General features: G+C 69.6%; 14 protein-coding genes. 11 read left to right on the top strand and 3 right to left on the bottom strand.

Annotated features, from left to right (window positions below; translation table 11 throughout):
• Positions 1 to 123: 123 nt before the first annotated feature.
• Positions 124 to 510: a hypothetical protein gene (locus ACZ54P_RS20250; RefSeq protein ID WP_465463094.1), complete on the bottom strand. Its 387-nt coding sequence runs from the start codon at positions 508 to 510 to the stop codon at positions 124 to 126.
• Positions 511 to 930: 420 nt separating this feature from the next.
• Between ACZ54P_RS20250 and ACZ54P_RS20245 the strand changes: the two genes are divergently transcribed.
• Positions 931 to 1,080 (top strand): hypothetical protein, encoded by a 150-nt coding sequence (locus ACZ54P_RS20245; RefSeq protein ID WP_465463093.1) that lies wholly within the window; start codon positions 931 to 933, stop codon positions 1,078 to 1,080.
• Positions 1,081 to 1,286: 206 nt separating this feature from the next.
• Positions 1,287 to 2,228, top strand: a complete 942-nt coding sequence (locus ACZ54P_RS20240) for an alpha/beta hydrolase family protein (protein ID WP_465463092.1) — start codon at positions 1,287 to 1,289, stop codon at positions 2,226 to 2,228.
• Positions 2,229 to 2,240: 12 nt separating this feature from the next.
• Here ACZ54P_RS20240 and ACZ54P_RS20235 read toward each other — a convergent pair whose 3' ends face one another.
• Positions 2,241 to 2,627 carry an ATP-binding protein gene (locus ACZ54P_RS20235; protein WP_465463091.1) on the bottom strand — a complete coding sequence of 129 codons (387 nt, stop codon included), beginning with the start codon at positions 2,625 to 2,627 and terminating at the stop codon, positions 2,241 to 2,243.
• 553 nt (positions 2,628 to 3,180) lie between these two features.
• Here ACZ54P_RS20235 and ACZ54P_RS20230 point away from each other — a divergent pair.
• A complete protein-coding gene (locus ACZ54P_RS20230; protein ID WP_465463090.1) occupies positions 3,181 to 5,055 on the top strand; it encodes a Calx-beta domain-containing protein in 1,875 nt (624 codons plus the stop codon).
• A 64-nt stretch (positions 5,056 to 5,119) separates the two neighbouring features.
• Here the strand turns inward: ACZ54P_RS20230 and bla are convergent, their stop codons facing one another.
• Positions 5,120 to 6,037, bottom strand: a complete 918-nt coding sequence (bla, locus tag ACZ54P_RS20225; RefSeq protein ID WP_465463089.1) for a class A beta-lactamase — start codon at positions 6,035 to 6,037, stop codon at positions 5,120 to 5,122.
• Positions 6,038 to 6,138: 101 nt separating this feature from the next.
• Between bla and ACZ54P_RS20220 the strand changes: the two genes are divergently transcribed.
• The 8 genes from ACZ54P_RS20220 to ACZ54P_RS20185 all read left to right on the top strand — a co-directional run bounded on the left by ACZ54P_RS20220 (position 6,139) and on the right by ACZ54P_RS20185 (position 23,052).
• Positions 6,139 to 7,020 (top strand): LysR family transcriptional regulator, encoded by an 882-nt coding sequence (locus tag ACZ54P_RS20220; protein WP_465463088.1) that lies wholly within the window; start codon positions 6,139 to 6,141, stop codon positions 7,018 to 7,020.
• The gene (locus tag ACZ54P_RS20215) at positions 7,017 to 7,919 is read left to right on the top strand and encodes a serine hydrolase (protein WP_465463087.1); all 903 of its coding nucleotides are present in this window, start codon (positions 7,017 to 7,019) and stop codon (positions 7,917 to 7,919) included. The genes ACZ54P_RS20220 and ACZ54P_RS20215 overlap by 4 nt, the downstream gene beginning before the upstream one ends.
• Entirely contained in the window at positions 7,912 to 8,946 is a 1,035-nt protein-coding gene (ppk2, locus tag ACZ54P_RS20210) for a polyphosphate kinase 2 (RefSeq protein WP_465463086.1), read from the top strand. The genes ACZ54P_RS20215 and ppk2 overlap by 8 nt, the downstream gene beginning before the upstream one ends.
• 160 nt (positions 8,947 to 9,106) lie before the next feature.
• Positions 9,107 to 10,876: an alpha/beta hydrolase gene (locus tag ACZ54P_RS20205; protein ID WP_465463085.1), complete on the top strand. Its 1,770-nt coding sequence runs from the start codon at positions 9,107 to 9,109 to the stop codon at positions 10,874 to 10,876.
• 786 nt (positions 10,877 to 11,662) lie between these two features.
• Entirely contained in the window at positions 11,663 to 13,069 is a 1,407-nt protein-coding gene (locus ACZ54P_RS20200) for an MFS transporter (protein WP_465463084.1), read from the top strand.
• A gap of 169 nt (positions 13,070 to 13,238) precedes the next feature.
• Positions 13,239 to 14,999 carry a fatty acyl-AMP ligase gene (locus ACZ54P_RS20195; protein WP_465463083.1) on the top strand — a complete coding sequence of 587 codons (1,761 nt, stop codon included), beginning with the start codon at positions 13,239 to 13,241 and terminating at the stop codon, positions 14,997 to 14,999.
• Positions 14,996 to 21,472 carry an SDR family NAD(P)-dependent oxidoreductase gene (locus tag ACZ54P_RS20190; RefSeq protein WP_465463082.1) on the top strand — a complete coding sequence of 2,159 codons (6,477 nt, stop codon included), beginning with the start codon at positions 14,996 to 14,998 and terminating at the stop codon, positions 21,470 to 21,472. The genes ACZ54P_RS20195 and ACZ54P_RS20190 overlap by 4 nt, the downstream gene beginning before the upstream one ends.
• On the top strand, positions 21,469 to 23,052 hold the full coding sequence (locus ACZ54P_RS20185) for an acyl-CoA carboxylase subunit beta (protein ID WP_465463081.1): 1,584 nt from the start codon (positions 21,469 to 21,471) through the stop codon (positions 23,050 to 23,052). Before ACZ54P_RS20190 ends, ACZ54P_RS20185 begins: the two co-directional genes overlap by 4 nt.
• Positions 23,053 to 23,055 lie beyond the last annotated feature (3 nt).

Here is a 23,055-nt window from a genome sequence, read left to right as displayed (position 1 = left end):
GGATGCGGTCGCTGATAGCGACTAAAGACGGGAGAAGGCCGCGTCGGGCGGCAAGGCACTCGGCCTGTCGGCACGAATATGCCGATGGCACGGCTGTGTCAGGACTTGAGCGTCCCTAAGCCGTCAACGACGGCGGCTTTTCCCGGGCAGCCGCTTCGCGACTTGGGCCCGGGTCGTCGGCTTGGGGTCGATCAGTTCTTCGGCGATGAGGATGGCGCGGTCCGACAGGGTCACGGACAAGCGCTCCACCGAATCCCCGATCCGGCCCGCTTCGCGGCGCACGCCCTCGCCCACGGGCTTGCTGTGCCGATCCGCGAACCCCGCGAGCCTGCTTCCGGAGAGCAGGACCAGATCGGCGAGTTGTCCGCCCAGCTCGGTCAGCCTGTTCGCCGTCCTGCCCGCGCGGCGGGCCACCAGGTCCTCGGTTTCCCGCCGCAACTCGCGGACCGCGTGCCTCGACTCGGCCGTCGACCCGGTGAGTGCGGACTTCAGGGTTTTCGTCACGTCCATCAGGGTCGACCTCCACGCGGCTTACTTGCGCTTGAGTGTACGCCTGTACTCCTGTGCTTCGGAATACGAAACCGCCATTTGCCTGCGCTAACTCAGACATGCAACAGGCTCAGTGCACATTTGTAACCTGAGTCGATAAAACGGCGGGCGTTCCTGTGACCACTCTGACGGTTCCCCGCGCGGGCGGCAAGTAGCGGACGTCCGTCCGGCGTGATGGTCAGCGACCCGGCCCCCGCAGTCGGTCGAAAAATTCCTGATATATGTCAACTTCTTGCATTCGTCTCCGGGTACAGCATGCTCGTACGGCTCTGCCTCCCCCGCTGCCTCAAGGACCACCTGGGCCGGCCGCGCTGAAGGACCCGTCGCAGGACATCGCGCACGACAACGTGTTCGCCAACAACACGATCCAGCTTCCCTGGCGTGTCAACGGGATCGCGATCTACGGCGGATACGGACATTCCCGCGGTCGCGCTGCGGGACACCGAGATCCACGACTCGACCTACGACGGTATCCAGTACAAAACCGGCGGCGGTGTCGTGACCGCGGCAGCGCGACGCTGGCGAACGTGACGATCACGAACTCTTCCACGGGCGACATCGTCCGCGAACCGGTTCGCAATTCGTGCTCAACGGAGGCCCGGTACCGGCGGTGGTGTCGACCGGCCGGTGCGGCACGAGGTAACCCCGGAGAACGGCGTTTGACAAAACGGAACACTGCTCCGTATGTTTGTGGAACAGTGTTCCGTTTGTCTGCCGATTCAAGGGAAAAACACGTCATGAGCGTTTCGACCCTCGCGCCCACCCCTGTCCTGTCGGTCAGCCCGGTGGTGCTGCCCACCCCGGACCGCGCCGTGGACCTGCAGGTCCGGGTATCCGCGCCGATGACCGGGGACGAGCTGCCGATCGTCCTGTTGTCGCACGGCCAGGGTTACTCGAACCATCTGTCCTCACTGAACGGCTACGCCCCGCTCGTGCATTTCTGGGCGGCGCAAGGGTTCGCCGTCCTCCAGCCCACGCATCTGAGTTCGAGGACGCTGAGCCTGGACTCCGACGACCCCGAAGCGCCGCTGTACTACCGGTCCCGCGCCGAGGACATGATCCGCATCCTCGACCGGCTCGACGAGATCGAAGCCGCCGTCCCGCGGCTTCGTGGCTGCCTGGACCGGGGCAAGATCGCCGTGGCGGGGCATTCGATGGGCGGGCACACCGCGAGCCTGCTGCTGGGCGCGCGGTACACCGACTCCCATACCGGAACGGAAGTGAACCTCGCCGAGTCTCGTATTTCCGCCGGAGTGCTGCTCGCCGCGCCCGGCCGGGGCGTCGACGCCGTCACCGAGTTCGTGGCGGAGAACTATCCCGTCTTCCTGAGCACGGACTTCTCCGCGATGACGACCCCCGCGCTCGTGGTCGCCGGTGACAAGGACGCCTCCACTCACCTGACGGTCCGCGGTCCGGAGTGGCACGCCGATCCGTATCTCCTTTCGCCGGGGCGCAAGACCTTGCTCACGCTGTTCGACGCGGAGCACGGGCTCGGGGGGATCTCCGGGTTCGACGTCGCCGAGACCACGGACGAGAACCCGGACCGAGTCGCCGCGGTGGCACGGCTCACCTCGGCCTACCTGCGCAGCGAATTCTCTCCGGGAGATCCGGCTTGGCGACAGGCGTGCGATGAGCTGACCGGCGGCTCCGATCCGCTCGGGCGGGTGGAAACCAAGTAGGTCTCTGTCGGGTCAGGGCACCGCGATCTCCGCCCACACCGTTTTGACCCCGGCGCCGGTGTCCACGCCCCATTCGGTGCTGATCGCCTCGACCAGCGCCAGTCCTCGTCCGTGCGCGCTCGCCGGATCCTGCTTCGCCACACGGCGCGGCTTCAGGTGGGGGCGATGATCGTCGACTTCGACGCGGATCACGTCGCGGCCGACGGGGACGGACACCCTCACTTCGGCGGCGCCGTCCGCGTGTTCGTGCGCGTTGGTGACCAGTTCCGTGGTCAGCAGTTCGGTGTCCGACACGGTGGTGATTCCGAGGTGGCCGAGCTGTCCTCGCAGCCAGGCCCTGATCTTTCCCAGCGGTGGGGCACCGCCGCTGAGGAATTCGTAGGCGTTCGTTGTTCCCACGTGAGTCTCCTTAGCGGTTCGCCACGGGGATACCCAAGGAGGGCGGTGTTCACACTCGCCATCGCGGTTCCCCGGATCTCCGGCGCGCCGAGCCTGAAAAGGGAGGAGCTCTGGTGTTCGCATCGAATTCCTTCGGCATCGGGGAACGTGAAATCCAGGGCGGTGACGGGCAATCCCCAAGTCGCAGAGCGGGTATCCCGGCAGGCCCTGGTGTCTCGTCGCGTATCGGCCGACACTGCGCCATTCGGTGACGATTCACTGACGAACATCGGTGGGACTTCGCGTTTCGCCCGGCGAGGTGAGCACGGAGGCCGGCGGGACCTTCGACACTTCTCACACTGAAGAGTGAAAGGTGTCGAAGGTCTTGCGGTTGAACGGCGTAGCGCGGACATGGTCCGAGTAGGTCGGATTCGCGGTAACAACCCGTTGAGCGCATCGCCGCGAGGCGCTCCGGGTGATGTCCGGCTCTCGCGCTAACGAAAGCCGAGATTTTCCGTCTTCCTCAGGCAACCCACAGAATTCCGGCTGTGGCCGGGTCTCGAAAGGGAAGTCCATGTCGCGAAGACCACTGCTCGTCGTCCTGACCGCCGTCACGGCGATGCTCGTATCCACCGCGGTCGCCGCCGCGGCGCCGCCGGGTGTCGATCCGGCCACGGTCGACCTCACCCTCGCCGCGGGGCAGAGCACGACCGTGATCAAGAACGTGACGACCTCGGCGGTGCCGCCGAACCCCGATCTCGTCCTGCTCGCGGACACGACCGGCAGTATGGGCGGGCCGATCGGCAACGTTCGGGCCAACGCCAATGCCATCACCGGCGACGTGCTCGCCGCGCAGCCGACCGCGCAGTTCGGCGTCGCCGAGTACAAGGACTTCACCGACTCGGTGCCGTTCAAGGTCAACCAGGCCGTCACCGGCGACACCACCGCGGTCCAGACGGGAATCAACCAGTGGGTGGCCTCAGGCGGCGGGGATACGCCGGAAGCCAACCTGAACGCCCTCTACCAGTTGGCCACCGGTGCCGTCTCCTTCCGGCCGGACGGCACCCGCATCGTCGCGTGGTTCGGCGACGCGCCGTCGCACGATCCGAGCGGCGGGCACACGCTGGCGCAGACCATCGCGGCGCTTCAGGCAGCGAAGATCCGCGTCGTCGCCGTGAACGTCGGGGCTCTCGACGCCACCGGACAGGCCAGCGCCATCACCTCGGCCACGGGTGGGGTCCTGCTGAACAACGTCCCCGCCGGCCAGGTCTCCCAAGCCATTTTGGACGGCATCAAGTCCATCGAGGTCACGGTGACCCCGAAGGTGACCAGCTGCGACCCGCAGCTCACGGTCACCAATGACCCGGGCAGCGTCAAGGTCGCCAGCGGCGGCGTCGCCCAGTTCACCGAGACGATCACGGCGTCGGCCGAGGCCGCTCCCGGCACTTACCACTGTGTGGTCGATTATCAGGTCGACGGTGTCTCGCTGGGGTATCTCGAGACCACGACCGTGCGCGTGCTCGGCTTGCGAATCGACGACGTGACGGTCGACGAAGGTTCCGGCGGCGCACCGGTCCCGGCGACCTTCACGGTGTCACTGCTCGGTGGTCCGGGCCCGAATCCGGTGACGGTCCAGTACGCGACCGCCAACGGCACCGCGACCGCGCCCGCCGACTACGCGACCGCGAACGGCACTGTGACGTTCGCACCCGGGGAGACGGCCAAACCGGTGACCGTCCTGGTCGACCCGGACACCGTCGACGAACCGAACGAGACGTTCACGGTGACCCTCTCGGCCCCGTCGGGTGCCGGGCTCGTCGATCCGGTCGGTGTCGGCACGATCGTCGACGACGACCGTGACGGCGTCTTTTCCTGCACAGGTACCGCGGCGAACGTGCTCGGCGTGACCGCGGCGCGGGCCAACCCGGCGAATCTGCCGTGTGCCGACGACGTGAGCACCGTGGCCGCCGCGACGCTCAACGCCGGTCTGATCAAGGTGGACACCCAGGTGCTGACCGCGTCGACCGATCTCACGCCGGACAACCAGTCGACGGCCCCGGCCCCGGGCGACCGCGCGTTGGCCACGGCCAGGATCGACAAGACGGTGATCAGCACGGTCGGGCTGACCATCGAACTCGGCGTGATCCAGTCGCAGGCCACGGCGACCTGTCAGCCCGCGCCGGGCGGTCTCGCCCCGGTACTGGCTGGCAGTTCGCATGTGGCGTCGCTGAAGATCAACGGTTCGGCGGTCACGGTGGGCTCGGCGCCGCTGACCATCCCGCTGGTCATCGGCTCGCTGAAGCTCAACGGCCAGACCGTGTCGAACGGCGTCGTGAAGCAGCAGGCGGTCGCCTTGGACACCGCGCTCGCGAAGATCGTGCTCGCGGAGTCCCAGGCCGACGTGCACGGCACCACCGCGCACCCGGCGGGCAACCCTTGCCGTCGCTGACGGAATGAATCGGCCGGGCGGACGGGATCTCCCGTCCGCCCGGCCGGTCAAGCCGTGCGGTGAGTCAGGGAAGCAGCTTGACCGCGGCCACGGTGGCTCGCGCGAGTAACGCGTTGTCGATCTTGGCGTCCTTTGTGGACCGATCAGTCAGGACGGAGAGGACGATCGGCGCCCGGTTCGGCGGCCAGACGACGGCGATGTCGTTACGCGTGCCGTAGCTCGCCGTCCCGGTCTTGTCGGCGACGGACCAGCCGGGGACTCCCGCGCGGATGTTCGCGTCACCAGTGGTGTTGGCGCGCATGATGTCGACGAGGATCTTTCGTTTGTCCTCGGGCAGGGCGTCGCCAAGGGTGAAGGCCCGCAAGCTCATGGCGAGCGCGCGCGGCGTGCTGGTGTCCCGGATGTCGCCCGGAGCGGTGTCGTTGAGTTCGGTTTCGATCCGGTCGACGTGCGTCGTGGTGTCGCCGATCCCGCGCAGCACCGAGGTGAGGCCCGCGGGACCGCCGAGTTCGCGGAAGAGCAGATTGCCGCCGGTGTTGTCGCTGTAGCGAAGGGTGGCGTCCATGACCGCGCGGAGCGACATGCCGGTGCCGACGTGTTTCTCCGTGACCGGCGATCCGGTGACCACGTCCTGCTGGCTGTAGGTCACCGTCCGGTCCAGTTCGGCGACCGGCGTCCGTTGCAGGACACCGCCGGCGGTGAACACCTTGTGCGTCGAGGCGTAGGCGAACCTCTCGTCGGCGCGGAAGGCGACCTCGCGGCCGGTCGCGGTGTCCACCGCGTACACCCCGAGCCGGGCGCCGAAGGCGCGTTCGAGCTGCTCGAAGTCGGCACGGCCGTCCGTCGCGACCGCGATGGCGGCGGACGGGGTGGCCGGTGCCGGCGCGGGGGCGGGGGCGGGGGTGGAGCACGCGGCGAGGGACACGACCGAGAGCGCCAGGAGGGCCGCCCGGCCGGTCCAGTGGCGAGAAGAGACGGACACGGTGATTCCTTTCAAGATCGTTCGATGTCCGCAGTCTGGTGAGCGCCGGTCATGCTGTCCAAGACACAAACGAGCAGTTTCATGCGAATCCGGCATAGTATGTGGTCGTGGACCTGATCGGCGGCTGCCGAGCGTTCGTGAGCGTGAGTGAGGCCGGGAGCTTCACCGCGGGAGCCGCGCTCGCCCGCATTCCCCAACCGGTGGCGAGCCGCCGGATCGCCGCGTTGGAACGGCATTTCGGCGAGCGGCTGTTCGACCGCAGCACCCGCCGCGCGCGGCTCACGCCGTTCGGCCGGGACATGCTGCCGTCGGCGAAACGCCTGGTCAGCCTGGCCGACACCATGGAGCACGACGCGCAGCGCGCCAGGCTGCGGCCGACGCGGCTCGCGATGCCGGAGATCTGCACCACCCGCGAGCTCGCCGAACTCGACGCGGCGGCACGAGCACTGGACGTCTTCCTCGAGTTCCGGCAGGCCCCGCCCCGGGAACGAGCCGAACTCGTGCGGACTCAAGAGGTCCGCGCGGCTCTCACGACGGTCCCCGGGGGAGAGGGCACCTGGAAGGTCACGCTGGGCCTGGCCGGTACGAGCAGGCAGGGAAAGGGCTCCCTGCACCTGGAAACGTTGCGCGTCGGCCGGTCCGGCCGCACGCCTCGCCGGGTCTGGATCCAGCCCGAGGACGACGTTCCGCATCTTCGCGACCCCCTGTTCCGGGTCCGCGATTCAGTGGGCCTGCGACCGGCGCAGGTCGCCGTCGCCGATTCGCTCACCGCGGCCGCGGCGGCCGTGTTCGGTACGGCCGATCTGCTGCTGTGTTCGACGGCGCAGGCCATCGAACTCGGCTTGGCTTGGCGGCCCATCGGCGAGATCCGGCTCGTCCGCGGCTACGAGATCACGGCGGGGCTCGGCGAGGACGCGCAGCGGCTCCGTGCACGCTTATGGCCGGACATCGCCCGGTGTCTCGGCGCGGAGGAGACCACATGACCATGGAATCGCTGCTCGCGCGGTTGCGCGAGGAACTGGCCGACGGCGGTCTGCGCGGTTCGTTCCTGGTACGGGACCTGCGGACGGGATACGAGATCGGCATCGATCCCGACCTCGAGTTCCCGTGCGCCTCATTGGTGAAGATCCCGCTGGCCGCGGCGACCCTGGAGCGGATCCGCCGAGGCGAACTCGACGGCGCGGCGCCGATCGAGGTCAAGCCCGGCCGGGCCACCGCCCCGGGCCCGACCGGGCTGACCCGGTTCCGGCATCCGGCCAGGGTGGCGATCGAAGACCTGCTCTACCTCACCATGGCCATCAGTGATGAAACCGCGGCCGACGCGCTCTTCTCGCTGACACCGCCTGCCGAAGTCACCAGATTGACGCGGGAATGGGGTGTGTCCGGGATCTCCGCGCGGCATCCGGCGGCGGATCTGAGCGACACGCCCGCGGAACGCTTCGGGCCCGAGGACGTCCACCTCGCGCACGCGCTCGCGATCAACGCCGGCACAGCCGGACAAGGACATCCCATTCCTCAGCTTGACATCACGCGGGCGAGTTCCGGTTCGGCGCGAGCTTTCATCCGGCTGCTGGAAGCCTTGTGGAGGCCGTCCAAAGTGGACGAGCTCGTGGCGGCGAGGGTGCGCGAGCTGATGGGGCTCAACCTGTTGCGTCAGCGGCTGAGCCCGGACTTCGTCTCCGATGCCACGAAGTGGTCGTCGAAAACGGGCACCCTGCTCAACCTGCGGCACGAGGTCGGCGTCGTCGAACACGCCGACGGCGGAATCTTCGCGATCGCCGCGCTCACCGAATCCCGGGTCCCCGCGGCGATCCAGCCGGAGGCCGAAGTGCTGATGGCTCGCGTGGCGCGGACGCTGCGTGATCATCTGCGCGGTGGATGAAGGACGGTCCCGGCGTTTGCGGAAGGACCATCACGGGTACCCGGCGCACGTGCTCGACCCATCGCCTGCTCTTGCCGCGCACTTCCCCGAATTGCGGGACCAGCGTCTCGTCGTCGACTACGACGACGCCGACGACCCCGTTCTGCTCCGTCCCGACGGTTCCCCCATCGACACCTGGCGGGAGAACTATCCGTACTCGACGCGCATGCCGCGCGAGGAGTACGACGTGGTGAAACGGTCGCTGCAGATCGAACTGCTGAAACTGCAGTACTGGATCAAGGACACCGGTGGCCGCATGGTGATCCTGTTCGAAGGCCGGGACGCGGCGGGCAAGGGCGGCACCATCAAACGGTTCACCGAGCATCTCGACCCGCGTGGCGCGAGAGCGGTGGCGCTGGGCAAGCCCACCGAACGCGAACGGGGCGAGTGGTATTTCCAGCGCTACGTGAACCATCTGCCCACCGAGGGCGAGATCGTGCTGTTCGACCGGTCCTGGTACAACCGCGCCGGCGTCGAAACGGTGATGGGGTACTGCACCGACGAACAGTACGAACGCTTCATGCGGCAGGCGCCGCTGTTCGAGCGGATGCTCGTCGACGACGGGATCGTCCTCGTCAAGCTGTGGTTCTCCGTGTCGAAATCCGAGCAGCGGACCCGGTTCCTCATCCGGCAGGTCGACCCGGTGCGCCAATGGAAGCTGAGCGCCAACGACATCAAGTCGCTCGACCGCTGGGACGCCTACACCGAGGCGAAGGTGAAGATGTTCCGCGCCACCGACACGGAGATCGCGCCGTGGACGGTGGTCAAGAGCAACGACAAGAAACGGGCGCGGGTCGAGGCGATGCGCAGTGTGCTCGCCCGGGTGGACTACGCGGACAAGGACGAGGACGTCGTCGGCGAGCCGGATCTGAAGGTGGTCGGCGCCGCGGCGACCCTCCTGGAGGAGGGCGAGGACGAGGCGTCGCTCAGCCCGACTCCCATCGCGCCCTCGGCGGATTCCGACCACGGTCCCGGGTTGCACCCATAGTCGCGTCCATGGTGCCGAAATTCCGGCATGTCGGATACCCACCAACTCCGAGCCGAGTAGGTAAGCTGATCATCCGTCTTTACTTCTCGTACGGACGTCGGGGCTCCTGCCGAAAGGGATGATGGTGATCAGTAGTACGGGAAAAACGCGGAAAGGCATCGTGGCCGTGGTCGCCGGTGCCTTCCTGGCGTCGGGCCTGCTGCTGGCTCCGGCGACGGGTGCGGCACCCGCGGATAACGCGGAGCCGGACACCGCGGCGCTCGCCGGTGCGCTGACCGAGCAGCCCGTGACCTGGGGCGAGTGCTCGTTCCCTTCGGTCGCGCCCGCGGCGGAAGCCGAACTGAAGAAGGTCAAGGGCTTGGCCTGCGCGACCATCCAGGTGCCGCGCGACTGGCACAACCCGCAGGACGGCAACACCATCGGCATCCGCGTCTCCAAGACCGCGACCGCCTACCCCGGCACCGGCAGGCAGGGCATCGCGCTGGTCAACCCGGGCGGCCCCGGCGGGCTAGGACTGCCGTGGGGCGCCGCGATGGCGAAGCGCAGCCCAGTGCTGGCCGGACAGTACGACTTCGTCGGCTTCGACCCGCGTGGCGTCGGCCTGAGCACTCCGCTGACGTGCAGCTACACCGTCCCGGACAGCACCGATCAGAACGTGATCAATCGCGCGAAGGTCGACGGCTGTCTGAAGAACCCGCTGACGAAGTTCATCACCACCGAGCAGACCGCGTACGACATGGACTTCATCCGGGTCATCCTCGGCGAGAAGAAGACCAGCTACATCGGCTACTCCTACGGCACGTGGCTCGGCACCTGGTACGCCACCACGTTCCCGAGCAAGGCGCACCGGTTCCTGCTGGACTCCTCGACCGACGCCAGCCGCTCGACCCTGGAGAAGACCTGGGACCTGCAGCCGCGCAGCCGTGACCGCCAATTCCAGGAAGCCCTGCTGCCCTACATGGCGCGCAACGACGCCAAGTACCAGACGGGCACCGACCCGCTGGAGATCCGCCGCAACTGGGAGAAGGCGGGCGGCACCCGGGAATACACGGGCATGGTCTACGCCGCCTGGTTCATCATCCCGGCGATGTACGACACCACGCAGTACCCGTCGGCGGCCTCGATGGTGGCCACGGTCGCCAAGGGACCGGCGCCCACCGGGACCGACGCGGAGAAGCTCGACCAGGTCGTCGCCAAGGCACTGAGCACTCCCGGCCTGTCCAACGCGAACAAGGCGTTCCTGACCAAGGCGAAGGGCAACGCGCTGAAGGCCATCGCGAAGAAGGATTCGGTCGAACGCAAGGCCTCTTACCAGGGCGGCGCCGAGGTCGAGACCTGGAACGCCGCGTTCGAGGCGATCCGCTGCCAGGACGGGCAGTGGAACCAGAACCTTCACTACTGGAGCCACTGGCAGGCCGACCTGACCGTCAAGGCGCCGTTCATCGCGCCGATCATGGCTCTCTCGGGCGCGCCGCTGTGCGCGTTCTGGCCGACCGCCAACGCCAAGCCCGCGCCGGACCAGAAGACCTTCCCGAAGCTGCTGATCGTGCAGACCGAGCTGGACGCGGCCACGCCGTACGAGGGCGGGCTCGCCACCGCGAACACCCTGCCGGGCGCCAAGATGGTCAGCGTCGACAACGAAGGAAGCCACGGGATCTTCCCGTACAACACCGACTGCGTCGACGACCCGATCGTGGCCTACTTCCAGACCGGCTTGACGCCGAAGAAGAAGTTCACCGGCTGCCAGGGGCTGCCACTACCCGGTGAAGACAAGACGGTCGAGGTCGGGGGTCACCTGGGGCACGACGGCAAGGTCAAGATCAAGATGATCAGCCCCGAGGTGCGCAAGGCGAACGAGATCGTGCGCGAACTCCTCGGAGGTGCCGTCACCGCGGCGGCCGACGAGAAGGGGATGCCCGGCAACAGCTGATCCCGGGTTCTGCGATCCTTTCGTCACCGGTCCAGTCGCACGAACTACGGCCTTCCTCCCCAAGAACGGTGAGCGCGAGCGGAACCGCCGCGCCTGACATCGATGTCAAGGTGGCTGGCTCCGAAGCCGGTTGTGAGTGGCGATTCGGGTTAGAACCCGAATCGCCACGCACGACCCCGGCTGAACCGTGCATAGGTGTCCATCGCACAGCTGAGCGCGGGTGGCTGTCCCGTGCGGTCACTCTGGCGTGGTCGGCGCCCGGAGCCACACCTCGAAGACGCCATGAACGTGGTGGGTCGGGTCTCGTGAGTGTTTTGGGTCGTTCTAACGAACCGTCTCTTAAATACCTACTCGTGCTCTGCGGTCTTGTGGGCGTGCAGTACATGAAGGCCCCCTTCCTTGCGCTAGGCGCAAGGAAGGGGGCCTTCATGTACTGGGGAAGGGGTGAAGGTCGTGTAGTCGAGGGAAGGGGCGCCTTCGCGCGCCGCCGCTGTGACCGGTGGTGCTGCTAAGGCTCCTGATGGCGTTCCAGGCAGGTAAAAGGACTTTGAGGGACCCAGAGTCCCTCAAAGTCCTTCACGGACCGGCCGCTACCGACATCGCCCCCGTGGGTACCTAAAACACGTTCGGCTCCAACGACCCAAAACACTCACGACAACCCGAGCCAGTCGCGGGAAGCTTGTCATTCCGACGCGGGTTTCGCGCGAGGTATTCGCGGGGCCCCTTTTCAGGACTCGTGAGTGGTAATGACGGTTCTAACCGTCATTACCACTCACGAGGTGACCAATGATTCCGACGCTGGTCATGATCGCGCTCGGGGCGTTCGTCACCACTCTCGACAACACGATCGTCGCGGCGGGCGCGCCCTCGATCGCGCGTGACCTCGGCCTCGACCTTCCCACCCTGCAATGGGTGAGCATCGGCTACATGCTCCCCTTCGCCGGGCTGCTGCCGGTGGCGGGCACGCTGGTGGACCGCTGGGGGCAGGCCGCGACTTTGCGGGCCGGGCTGCTCGCGTTCGGCGCCGGAGCGGCCGTCGGCGGACTGGCCACGACGGTGTGGCTCGTCATCGCCGCGCGGGTGCTGCAGGGCGCGGCCGCGGCGTTCCTGGTCCCGGCCCTGCTGAGCCTGCTCCGCACCAATCTCGACGCGCGAGGGCGCGCGGTCGGCGCGACGGTGTGGACGGCCTGCCTCGCGGTCGCGTTGGCACTCGGCCCGCCCCTCGGCGGCGTCCTGAGCGAGTACCTGGGCTGGGGCTGGATCTTCTTCGTCAATCTTCCCTTCGTGGCGGCGATGCTGGCGTTGTGCCGCAAGGTCGCCACTGCCGGCCGCGATCCGGCGGCGAGACGGCCCGCCGTGCTCTCCATGCTGGTGGCGACCACCGCCATGGTCTTGATCACCGCCGCCGTGGTGCGACTGGGCGAGGGTGCCGTGGTGGCGCCCGTGGCCTGCGGTGTCGCGGGAACCGCCCTCGCGACCTGGTTCGTGCTACGGGAAAAACGCGCGCACGAGCGGCTGGTTCCCGCGGAACTGACCGGGCAGCGGGTCTTCACCGGCGCGCTCGGCGTGCAAATGCTGTGGGGACTGGGGGTCTCCGGGGTCTTCTTCTTCACGCCGTTGCTGCATCAGGAGTTTCTGGGCCTCGGGCCGGTGCTCGCCGGGCTTCCGCTGGTCGTGGTGGCGGTCGCGGTCGTCGCCGCGACGCCGCTGGTGCCCTGGGCGGTGCCGCGATTCGGTCCACATCGGACGGTCGCGGCCGGATTGGCCACGGTCGCCGTCGGACTGCTGATGCTCGCCGCGGTCAACCATGTCCCGGAGGTGCTTCCGAGGATTCCCGGGCTGGTGCTGATCGGCGCCGGATCGGCCTTGACCACGCCGCTGACCTCGTACGCGCTGGAGATCGTGGCGGAGCGGCACTCGGGTACCGCCTCCGGCCTGCTCACCGCGTCCCGCGAGCTGTCGAGCGCGTTGGGGGTCGCGCTGATCGGGACGGTACTGGCGGTGGTGCGTACGGCGCGCCTCGACGAAGGCGCCGCGCCGGCCTTGGCGGGTGGCTACACGGCGGGCCTGCTGACCGCGGCCGCACTGGAACTCGCCGGTGCTCTCCTCGCGTTCAGGCTGCTGAAGGAGCGCGCGGGCCGAAATCCGTCTCCAAGTGACAAGCTGGGTAACCCGTTTCTCACTTCCCCGTGAGCACGGCCGCATCGCCGTCAGCGTTTCGCGGTCCCCGCATTGACACTCTTCCCGCCTGATCCATACAGTTCGGCGCAGACAAAGAACGGTCTCCGGAATGGAATCCGCTTTCGGCAACGGTGCCGTTCCGAATTCACCCGCTCCTGCTCACGTCGTCAAACGAGGGGCCATGGAAACCATTTCGGAAACGGTCGTCGTCGCTCACGGGCAGGACGGCGCACTCGCCGGGGAGTCGTTCGCGACCCTGCTCGAGTATTGGGCCCGCCGGCTCGGTGACGAGGTCGCCGTGACCTACCTCGACCATCGTTCCGGCGCGGACGGCAGGGCCGTCACCCTGTCCTGGCGCGAACTCGACGACCGGGTCGACGTTCTCGCCACGCGGCTGGCCGACTTCGCCGTGCCAGGGGAGCGGGCGGCGATCCTGGCCAGGCAGTCCGCCGACTACGTCGTGGCCTTCCTCGGCGCGATCCGGGCCGGGCTGGTCGCCGTCCCGCTGTTCGGCCCGGACCTGCCGGGGCACGCGGGCAGGCTGGCGGCCGTGCTCGCCGACTGCGCGCCGCGGGTCGTGCTCACGACCGCCGACGCGCTCGACGGCGTCTGCGGTTTCCTCACCTCGACGGAGATCGAGCGCCCCGCCGTGCTCGCCGTCGACACCCTTACCCCGGTCGCGGCCGGTGAGCGTTCCTGGCCGCGACCGGAACCGGACGGACTGGCGTACCTCCAGTACACGTCCGGTTCCACCCGGAGCCCGGCGGGAGTGATGCTGACCCACCGCAACGCGCTCACCAACGCCCGCCAGGCCTGTGACTCCTACGGGGTCGAAACCGGCACGACGTCCACCGTCAGCTGGCTGCCGCTCTTTCACGACATGGGGCTGATCCTCGGCATCGGCGCGCCGATGGCGGCGGGCGCGGCCTCGGTCCTGATGGATCCGGTGGCGTTCCTCGAACGCCCGTCGCGGTGGTTGCGCGCGCTCACGGCCAGCCCCGGCGCGATCAGCGCGGCACCCAACTTCGCCTACGCCTACGCCGCTTCCCGCGTGACCGAAGCCGAGAAGAGCTACCTCGAACTGAGCCGGGTCGTCTCGCTGATCAACGGCAGCGAGCCCGTTCTGCCCTCGACCATCGCGAAATTCCACGACGCGTTCGTGGACTGCGGCCTGCGGCCCGAGGTGCACCGCTCGTCCTACGGCCTGGCCGAGGCCACCGTGCTCGTCTCCGTCACCGAGGCGGGCAAGGCGCCGCGGCAGGTCACCTTCGACCGCGACCGGCTCGCCGCCGGGTTCGCGATGCCCGCCGGACCCGGCGCGGCGTCCACCACCCTCGTCTCCGGCGGACTTCCCGCCGGCCAGCGGATCCGTATCGTCGACCCGGTTTCCGGGGCCACGGCGAGACCGGGCGAAGTCGGCGAGATCCAGGTGATGGGCCCCAACGTCGGCGTGGGCTATTGGGGGCGGCCCGGCGCCTCGGCCGCCGTGTTCGGTCTGCCGCCGGTCGATCCGGACTCCGGTTCGGGCTGGCTGGCGACCGGGGACCTCGGCGTGTGCTATGACGGTGAGCTGTTCGTGACCGGCAGGCTGAAGGACCTCGTCGTCGTCGACGGCCGCAACCACTATCCGCAGGACATCGAGCAGACGGTGGAGACGCATCCCGCGGTCCGGCCGCATTCCGCCGCGGCCTTCGCGATCGAGCACGAAGACGGCGAGGCGGCGGTCGTGGTGCTGGAACGAGCCAAAGGGGTCGAGGCCGACGTCGCCGTGGTGACCGCGGAGATCCGGAGAGCGGTTTCGGCCGCGCACGGTCTGCGCCCATACGACGTCGTCTTGCTCGAACCGGGTGCGGTGCCGCGCACCTCCAGCGGCAAGATCAGCAGGGTCCTGTGCCGGAAGTCCTATGTGGATGGTGCGCTGACCGCACGGCGGCTCGGATGACCGCGGGGATCCGGGACTGGCTGATCGCGCGGGTGGCGGAACGGACCGGGCTGCCCGCGGACCACGTCGATCCGGACCGGCCGCTGCACGAAAGCGGGCTTTCGTCGCGGGAGTCGATGGCACTGGCCGCGGATCTGGGCCGGTACCTCGGCCGCCCGCTGGCACCGACCCTGGTGTGGCAATGCCCGACGATCAACGCCCTCGCCGAGCACCTGTCCACAGTGGAGCATGACGACGTCGCGGCTGTGGACGGCCGCGAAGGGGAACCGATCGCGATCGTCGGGGTGGGTTGCCGCCTGCCGGGCGGGGCCGAGTCCGCGGACCGGTATTGGCGTCTGCTGGACACCGGAAGCGACGGTATCCGCGATGTCCCGGAGGATCGGTGGGAGGCGTTCGGCGCCGACCTCGGCTGGCTGCCCGGCCGCGGCGGTTTCCTGGGTGACGTCGCCGGTTTCGACGCCGGGTTCTTCGGCATCACCCCGGGCGAGGCCGAAACGATGGATCCCCAGCAGCGGATGCTGCTCGAAGTCGCTTGGGCCGCGTTGGAAGACGCCGGGATCCCGCCGTCGGTCCTGCGGGGAAGCCGGACCGGCGTGTTCGTCGGGCTTTCGGCGGGCGAGTACGGGCACCTGACCATGTCCGACCCCGCCGCCGTCGACGTGTGGTCCGCCACCGGGGCGGCGACCAGTATCGCCGCCAACCGGCTCTCGTACCTGTTCGACCTGCGCGGCCCCAGCCTCACCCTCGACACCGCCTGCTCGTCTTCGCTGGTGGCGGTGCACCAAGCGGTGCAGAGCCTGCGTCACGGCGAATGCGGGACGGCGTTGGCCGCCGGGGTGAACCTGATGCTCACACCCGCCGTCACCGCGACCTTCCACCGCGCCGGGGTGCTCGCTCCCGACGGTCACTGCAAACCGTTCGACGCCGCCGCCGACGGCATCGCGCGCGGCGAGGGCTGCGGGGTGGTCGTGCTCAAACCGCTCAAGGCCGCGCGTCGTGCGGGGGACCGGGTACTGGCGGTGATCCGCGGCAGCGCGGTGAACTCCGACGGCCGGTCCAACGGCCTCGTGGCCCCCAGCCCGGACGCGCAGGCCGCGCTGCTGCGGGCCGCGTACGCGGCGGCGGGCGTGGAACCGTCCTCTGTGGACTACGTGGAAGCACACGGGACCGGCACCGCGCTGGGGGATCCGATCGAGGCGGGCGCGCTCGGTGCGGTGCTCGGAGCCGGCCGGGAATCCGGCCGCCCGCTGCTGATCGGTTCGGTGAAGGGGAACCTGGGCCATCTCGAAGGCGCGGCGGGTATCGCCGGGCTGATCAAGGTCGTCCTCGCGATGGTCCATCGGCGGCTGCCGCCGACCCCGCATCACCACGAGCCGAGTCCGCACATCGACTTCTCCGGTCTCGGCCTGCGCGTGGTCGGCACGGCGACGGACTGGCCGCGCTACTCCGGTGTCGCGCGTGCCGGGATCTCCGCGTTCGGTTTCGGCGGTACCAACGCCCACGTCGTACTCGAAGAGTGGCCTGCGGCGTCGTTTCCCGCTCGGGGAAAGGATACCGAGGGCCCGCGGGTGTTCGCACTGTCGGCCAAGTCGCCCGAAGTGCTCCGGGCGCGGGCCGCCGACCTGGCGGACTGGCTCGACGACCCCGCCCATCGCGCGGTGCCACTGGACGCCGTCGCCGCGACCTTGGCGCGGAGCCGGGATCACCTGCCGGTCCGGGGCGCGGTGGTCGCCGAGGAGCGCGACCGCGTCGCCGCCGCACTGCGGGAAATGGCGGCCGGGCGCGGGGGTGTCACTGGTGAGGCCGGGCGCGTGCCCGGCATCGTATTCGTCTTCTCCGGCTACGGCTCCCAGTGGCCCGGGATGGGCCGCCTCCTGCTGCGCACCGAGCCGGCGTTCCGCGCGGAGGTCGAGGCACTCGATCCGGTGTTCGTGGCCGGAGCCGGGTTCTCCCTGCACGAGGTGCTTTCCGGCGAGTACGAGCTGCCGGATCTCGGCGCGACGCAGCTCGCGTTGTTCGGCGTGCAGCTCGCCCTCGCCGGGCTCTGGCGTGCGCACGGGGTCGTCCCGGCGGCGGTGCTGGGGCATTCGATGGGCGAGGTCGCGGCCGCGGTGGTCGCGGGGGCGCTGGACGTCGCGGACGGGCTGCGCGTGATGGCCACCCGGGCGCGGCTGCTCGCCGAGGTCGACGCGACCGGAGACGGCGCGATGGCCGTGGTCGAACTCTCGCCTGCCGAACTGGCCGACCTGGAAGCGGAGTTCCCCGGGATCACCGTCGCGGTGTACGCCTCCCCGGTCCAGTGCACCGTCAGCGGGGCCGCGGATCAGGTCGAGGCACTGGTTTCGCACGTCGAGAGCCTCGGGAGGCTGGCCAGAAGGCTGCCGGTCGGCGGGGCCGGACACTCGGAAGCCGTCGATGCCGTCCTCGGCCGGTTCCGTGCCGACCTCGACGGGCTTACCCCGAAACCGGTCGACATTCCTTGCTACAGCAGTGTTCTCGTCGATCCGCACCGGACTCCGAGGTTCGACGTCGAGTACTGGGCGGCGAACCTGCGCCGTCCGGTGCGGTTCAGCCAGGCGCTGGCGGCGGCGACCGCCGACGGCTACGGCGTCTTCGTCGAGATCTCCCCGCATCCGGTGGCACTGGCCGCGATCGAGCAGAGCACCGGTGCGCTCGCGCTGCCGTCGGCGAGCCGCAAGAGCGACGAGCGGACGGCGTTCCTCACCACGCTCGCCCGGCTCCACACCCTCGGCTTGCCCGGCGTGCTCGACGCGCGCGGTCCCCGCCCGGTGCCGGTGGCCCTGCCCGGCCCGCGCTGGCGGCACGAGCGGTTCTGGCCCCGGCGCCCGGCCACCCAGGCCGGATCCGGTGGCGCGCATCCGTTGCTGGGTGTCCACATCGAACAACCGACCGGCGACGGCCACCTGTGGCGCGGAGACGTCGGGACCGCGGTGCTGCCGTGGCTGGCCGACCACGCGGCGATGGGTGTCCCGCTGTTCCCCGCCGCCGGCTTCCTGGAACTGGCGCTCGCGGCGGTCAAAGCCGTGCTGCGCACCGGCAGGCAACTGCGCGTCGGCGATATCGAACTGCACCGGGTGCTCCCGCTCGCCGCGCACACCGAGGTCACGACCAGCCTCGGCACCGGTTCCGGACCGTCCGAAGTGGACATCTACGCGCGGTCGGCACACGGCGGCTGGATCCGGCACGCCACCGCGCGAGTCCGCGAGGGAGACGCCACGGTGGTGCCGTTCGGTGCCGTCACCGGGGAGGCCCGGCCGGTCGACCTCTACCAGGCGCTGGCCGAGATGGGGCAGAGCTACGGCCCCGCTTTCCGCGGGCTGCACGCGGTCATGGCCGCGCCCGGGCGCGCCTCGGCGTCGATCACCTTGCCCGCCGACCATCCGGCGTACGTCCTGCACCCGGTGATCGCCGACGCCTGCCTGCACGCGCTGGCCGCGGCGGGCGGGGACGCGCTGCGCGAAGCCGACGGCGTCTTCCTGCCGCTGACCGTGGGCGAGGTCGTCGTGGCCGGGGACCCCCGCCGCGGGGTCCGGGTCGACGCCCTGCTCGATTCACTCGATCCGGCCGGTGACGGCCTGGTCGGCGGGGTCCAGCTGGTCGACGGCGACGACGTCGTCCTGGTCGAGTTCCGCGACGTCTACTGCCGCCGGTTCCAGCGTTCGGCCCTGCCGGTGCCGATGACGGACCTGCTGTTCGAAACCGTCTGGCGGCAGGCCGAACTGCCCACGGTCGAGGCGGGCGAACACCGCTGGGTCGTGCTGTACGACGACGAACACCGAGGCGCGCCGTGGCTGAGGTCGTTGCGCGACCGGCTCACCGAGGCAGGGGACGAGCTGACGACGGCCCCGCTCGGCGACCGGGCGGCGCTGGCGGAACTGCTGCGGTCCCGCGACGTGACAGGCGTACTCGCGTGTGTCGCCCCGACGGGTGAGCCCGACCCGATGAGGGCCGGACAGACGGTCGCCACCCTCTCCGCCGTCGTCGCCGAACTGGCCGAAAACGCCGTACCCCCACGGTTGTGGCTGGTCAGCGCGGGTGCGTCGGCCGTCGAACCCGGTGAGCGCGGCGATCCCGGCCAGGCCTGCCTGCGCGGGCTGATCCGGGTCCTCGGTTTCGAACATCCCGAGCTGCGCGCGAGCCAGGCCGACTTCGACGCCGAACCGGATCCCGCCCTGCTGTGGGTCGGCAGGCTCGTGGCGGAGATCCGTGCCGACGCGCCGGACGACGAGATCGCGTGGCGCGAAGGCATCCGGTACACCCGGGTGCTGGGGCGTCCGCGGCTTGGTGAACCTGCCCGCGAAACCGTTGTGCGCGAAGGTGCTTACGTGATCACGGGCGGACTCGGCGGTCTCGGCCTGGTCGCGGCGGACTGGCTCGCCGGACGCGGCGCGACCAGGCTCGTCCTCTCCGGCAGGCGCGGCCCGGGCCCGGACACCGAAGCCGCGCTGGCGGCGCTGCGCGACCTCGGCGCCGACGTTCACGTGGTGACGGGCGACATCGCCGAGCCGGGGACGGCCGAGGCACTGGTCGCGGCGGCCACCGCGGGCGGTGTGCCGTTACGCGGCGTGCTGCACGCGGCCGGTGTGCTGGCCGACGGCGCCACCATCACCGTCGGCACCGACACGGTCGAGGCCGCCTGGCGAGCGAAGGCGCTGGGAGCGTGGCGGTTGCACCAAGCGACCGCAGGACATGACCTCGACTGGTGGCTGGCGTACTCGTCGGCGGCCGCGTTGTTCGGCTCGCCCGGCCAGACCGCCTACGCCACCGCGAACGCCTGGGTGGACGCGCTCGTCGCTTGGCGCCGGGCCGGTGGCTTACCGGCGGCGACCATCGGCTGGGGAGCCTGGGGTGAGGCGGGGGCGGCCGTCGGCAGCCGCAACCCGGTGCTCGAACCGCTCGGTACGGAAGAGGCGCTGGCGGCGCTGGACGCCGTGCTGACGCGTGACCGCCTCGCGACCGGCATCGCCCGCGTCGACGCCGGAACCGTACTGGCCCTGTTCCCCCGGCTGACCGAGCGACCGTTCTTCGAAATGCTGGTACCGGGGGAGGAACCCGGATCCGGACCATCCACTTGGGACGGATTGGACGCACTGCGCGCCGTGCTGCCCGAAGCTGCCCGCGAGATGCTGGCCGACTACCTGGCCGGGCTCGTCGCCGGGATGCTCGGCCTCGCCGCGGACGAGATCGACAGGCACGCTTCGCTCACCCGGCTCGGCCTGGACTCCCTCACCGCCATGCGCGCCCGAGGTGTCGTGGAACGCGACTTCGGCCTGCCGCTGCCGATTCCGTTGCTGTTGCGCGGCGCCAGCCTCGGCGAACTCGCCGATCACCTCGCCGAACAGGCCGGGTTCGGCACGAGCGGCCCGCGTCCCGCCGGACCGGTTGTCAAGGTCGGACCGCGTGATCCGGCCGAGCGCTGGGTCGCCCGGCACTGGCAAGCGGAATTGGGCGCGGACCCCGGCGTCCACGACGACTTCTTCGCCGCGGGCGGGGACGCCGAAGGCGCGGAACGGTTGCGGTCGGCGTTCGCGGGTCAGCTCGGCGCGGTGCCCGACGTCGACCGGCTCTTCGCCACTCCGACGATCGCCGCGATGGCCGACCTGCTGCGCGCCGAAATCGAGGGACGCGGGGACTGTCCGGTCCGGCCGCTGCGCGCAGGCGGCGGTGAGCCGGTGTTCCTGTTCCACCCGGCAGGCGGCCCGACGAGCGTCTACGAAGGACTGGTCCGCCTCCTGCCCGGCGGCAGGGCCGTCTACGGGCTCGAACGGATCGACGACGAGGACACCATCGAGGGAAAGGCCGACTGCTATGTCGAACTGATCCGGGAAATCCAGCCACGGGGGCCGTACCGGCTGGGCGGCTGGTCGTTCGGCGGCTGCCTCGCCTACGAGACGGCCCGGCGGCTGACCGCGGCGGGGGAGCGGGTCGAGGTCGTGTTCCTGATCGACAGCATCCTGCCGTTGCCGGCCCCGGGGAAACCGGCGCACGAAATCCTGCTGGATCGGTTCGACCGGTTCGCCGAGCACGTCGAACGGACCTACGGCGTCCCGCTGGACCTCCCGCGCGAGGACCTCGTCCAGCTCGGCGAGGACGCCCAGATCCGGTTGGTGATCAGCAGACTGGCCGCACAGGTGCCCGGAATGGGGCAGGGTGTGCTGCGGCACCAGTACGAGTCCTATGTGGACGCTCGGGTGGCCGAACGGTACTCCCCGGAGCCGTACGCCGGGCCGGTGCTGCTCCTGCGCGCGCAGGATCCGCATCCGCTGACCACCACCCTCGACCCGCGCTACCTGCGCACCGACGACACCCTCGGCTGGGACGCCTTCTGCGCCGACCTCGAGGTCGTCCGGATCCCGGGCGATCACCTGTCGATGATCGACCCGCCGCACGTCGAGGTGGTCGCCACGGCGCTCGCGAACCGGCTCGCGGCACCGAGGGCGGCGCGGCCATGACCGACGTCCCCTTGACGCCGACGACGGCGTTCCGGATCGCCGAGCTGGCCGCCCGTCAGGACGAAGCCGTCCGGATCGCGGAGAAGCGCGCCGTCGACCGGCAGCACGCCAAAGGCAAGCTGACCGCGCGTGAACGCGTCGATCTGTTGCTGGACCAGGGTTCCTTCGTCGAACTCGACCAGTTCGCCCGGCACCGGTGCGCCGACTTCGAGATGGACGCCAACCGGCCCTACGGCGACGGCGTGGTGACCGGGCACGGCACCGTCGACGGCAGGCGGATTTGCGTGTTCTCGCAGGACTTCACCGTCTTCGGCGGCAGCATGGGCGAGGTGTTCGGCGAGAAGGTCCTCAAGGTGATGGATCTGGCGATGACGCTGGGTTGCCCGATCGTCGGGATCAACGACTCCGGCGGCGCCCGGATCCAGGAAGGTGTCGTCTCGCTGGCGTACTACGCCGAACTAGGCAGGCGCAACGCGCTGGCGTCCGGGGTCATCCCGCAGCTCTCGCTGATCATGGGCCCCTGCGCCGGGGGCGCGGTCTACTCGCCGGCGATCACCGACTTCACCGTGATGGTCGACGAGACCGCGCATATGTTCGTCACCGGTCCGGACGTCGTCAACGCCGTCAGCGGCGAACGCGTCACCGCGCGGGAACTCGGCGGTGCCGTGGTGAACAGCGAGGTCTCCGGGAACGCCCACTACCGGGCCGCCGACGAACAGGACGCGATCGACTGGGTGCAGACCCTGCTCGGCTACCTGCCGTCCAACAACCTCGACCCCGGCCCGGAGTACGCCGACGAGACCGATCCCGAGCTGACCGCCGCCGACCTCGAACTCGACCGGCTGGTGCCCGATTCGCTGAACCAGGCCTACGACATGACCGAAGTGATCGTCCGCCTCGTCGACGACGGCGAGTTCACCGAGGTGCACAGCGGCTTCGCGCCCAACATGCTCTGCGCGTTCGGCCGGGTGCGGGGCCGCACGATCGGTGTCGTGGCCAACCAGCCGCGGCATCAGGCGGGCGTGATCGACATCGACGCCTCGGAGAAGGCCGCGCGGTTCGTGCGCTTCTGCGACGCCTTCGACATCCCGCTGCTCACGCTCGCCGACGTCCCCGGTTATCTGCCCGGTGCCGAGCAGGAGCGGAACGGGATCATCCGGCGCGGCGCGAAGCTGATCTACGCCTACGCCGAGGCGACCGTGCCGAAGGTGACCGTCGTGATCCGCAAGGCCTACGGCGGCGGCTACGCGGTGATGGGATCGAAGCATCTCGGCGCGGACGTCAACCTGGCGTGGCCCACCGCGGAGATCGCGGTGATGGGCGCCGAGGGCGCGGTGCGGGTCCTGCACCGGCGAGAACTGGCCGCGATGCCGCCGGAACAGCGGTCCGCCGAACGGCTACGGCTCACCGAGGCGTACCGCGAACGGCATTCGAACCCTTATCTCGCCGCGGAACGCGGTTACGTCGACCAGGTCATCACGCCGTCGCAAACCCGCCTTCAGGTGGCGAGGGCGTTGCACGCGCTGCGGACCAAACGGCAAACCCTCCCGGCCAAGAAGCACGGAAACATCCCTTTGTGACCA

This window comes from Amycolatopsis sp. NPDC034160 (assembly GCF_055575355.1).
This window is presented reverse-complemented; position numbering and strand designations above follow the sequence as displayed.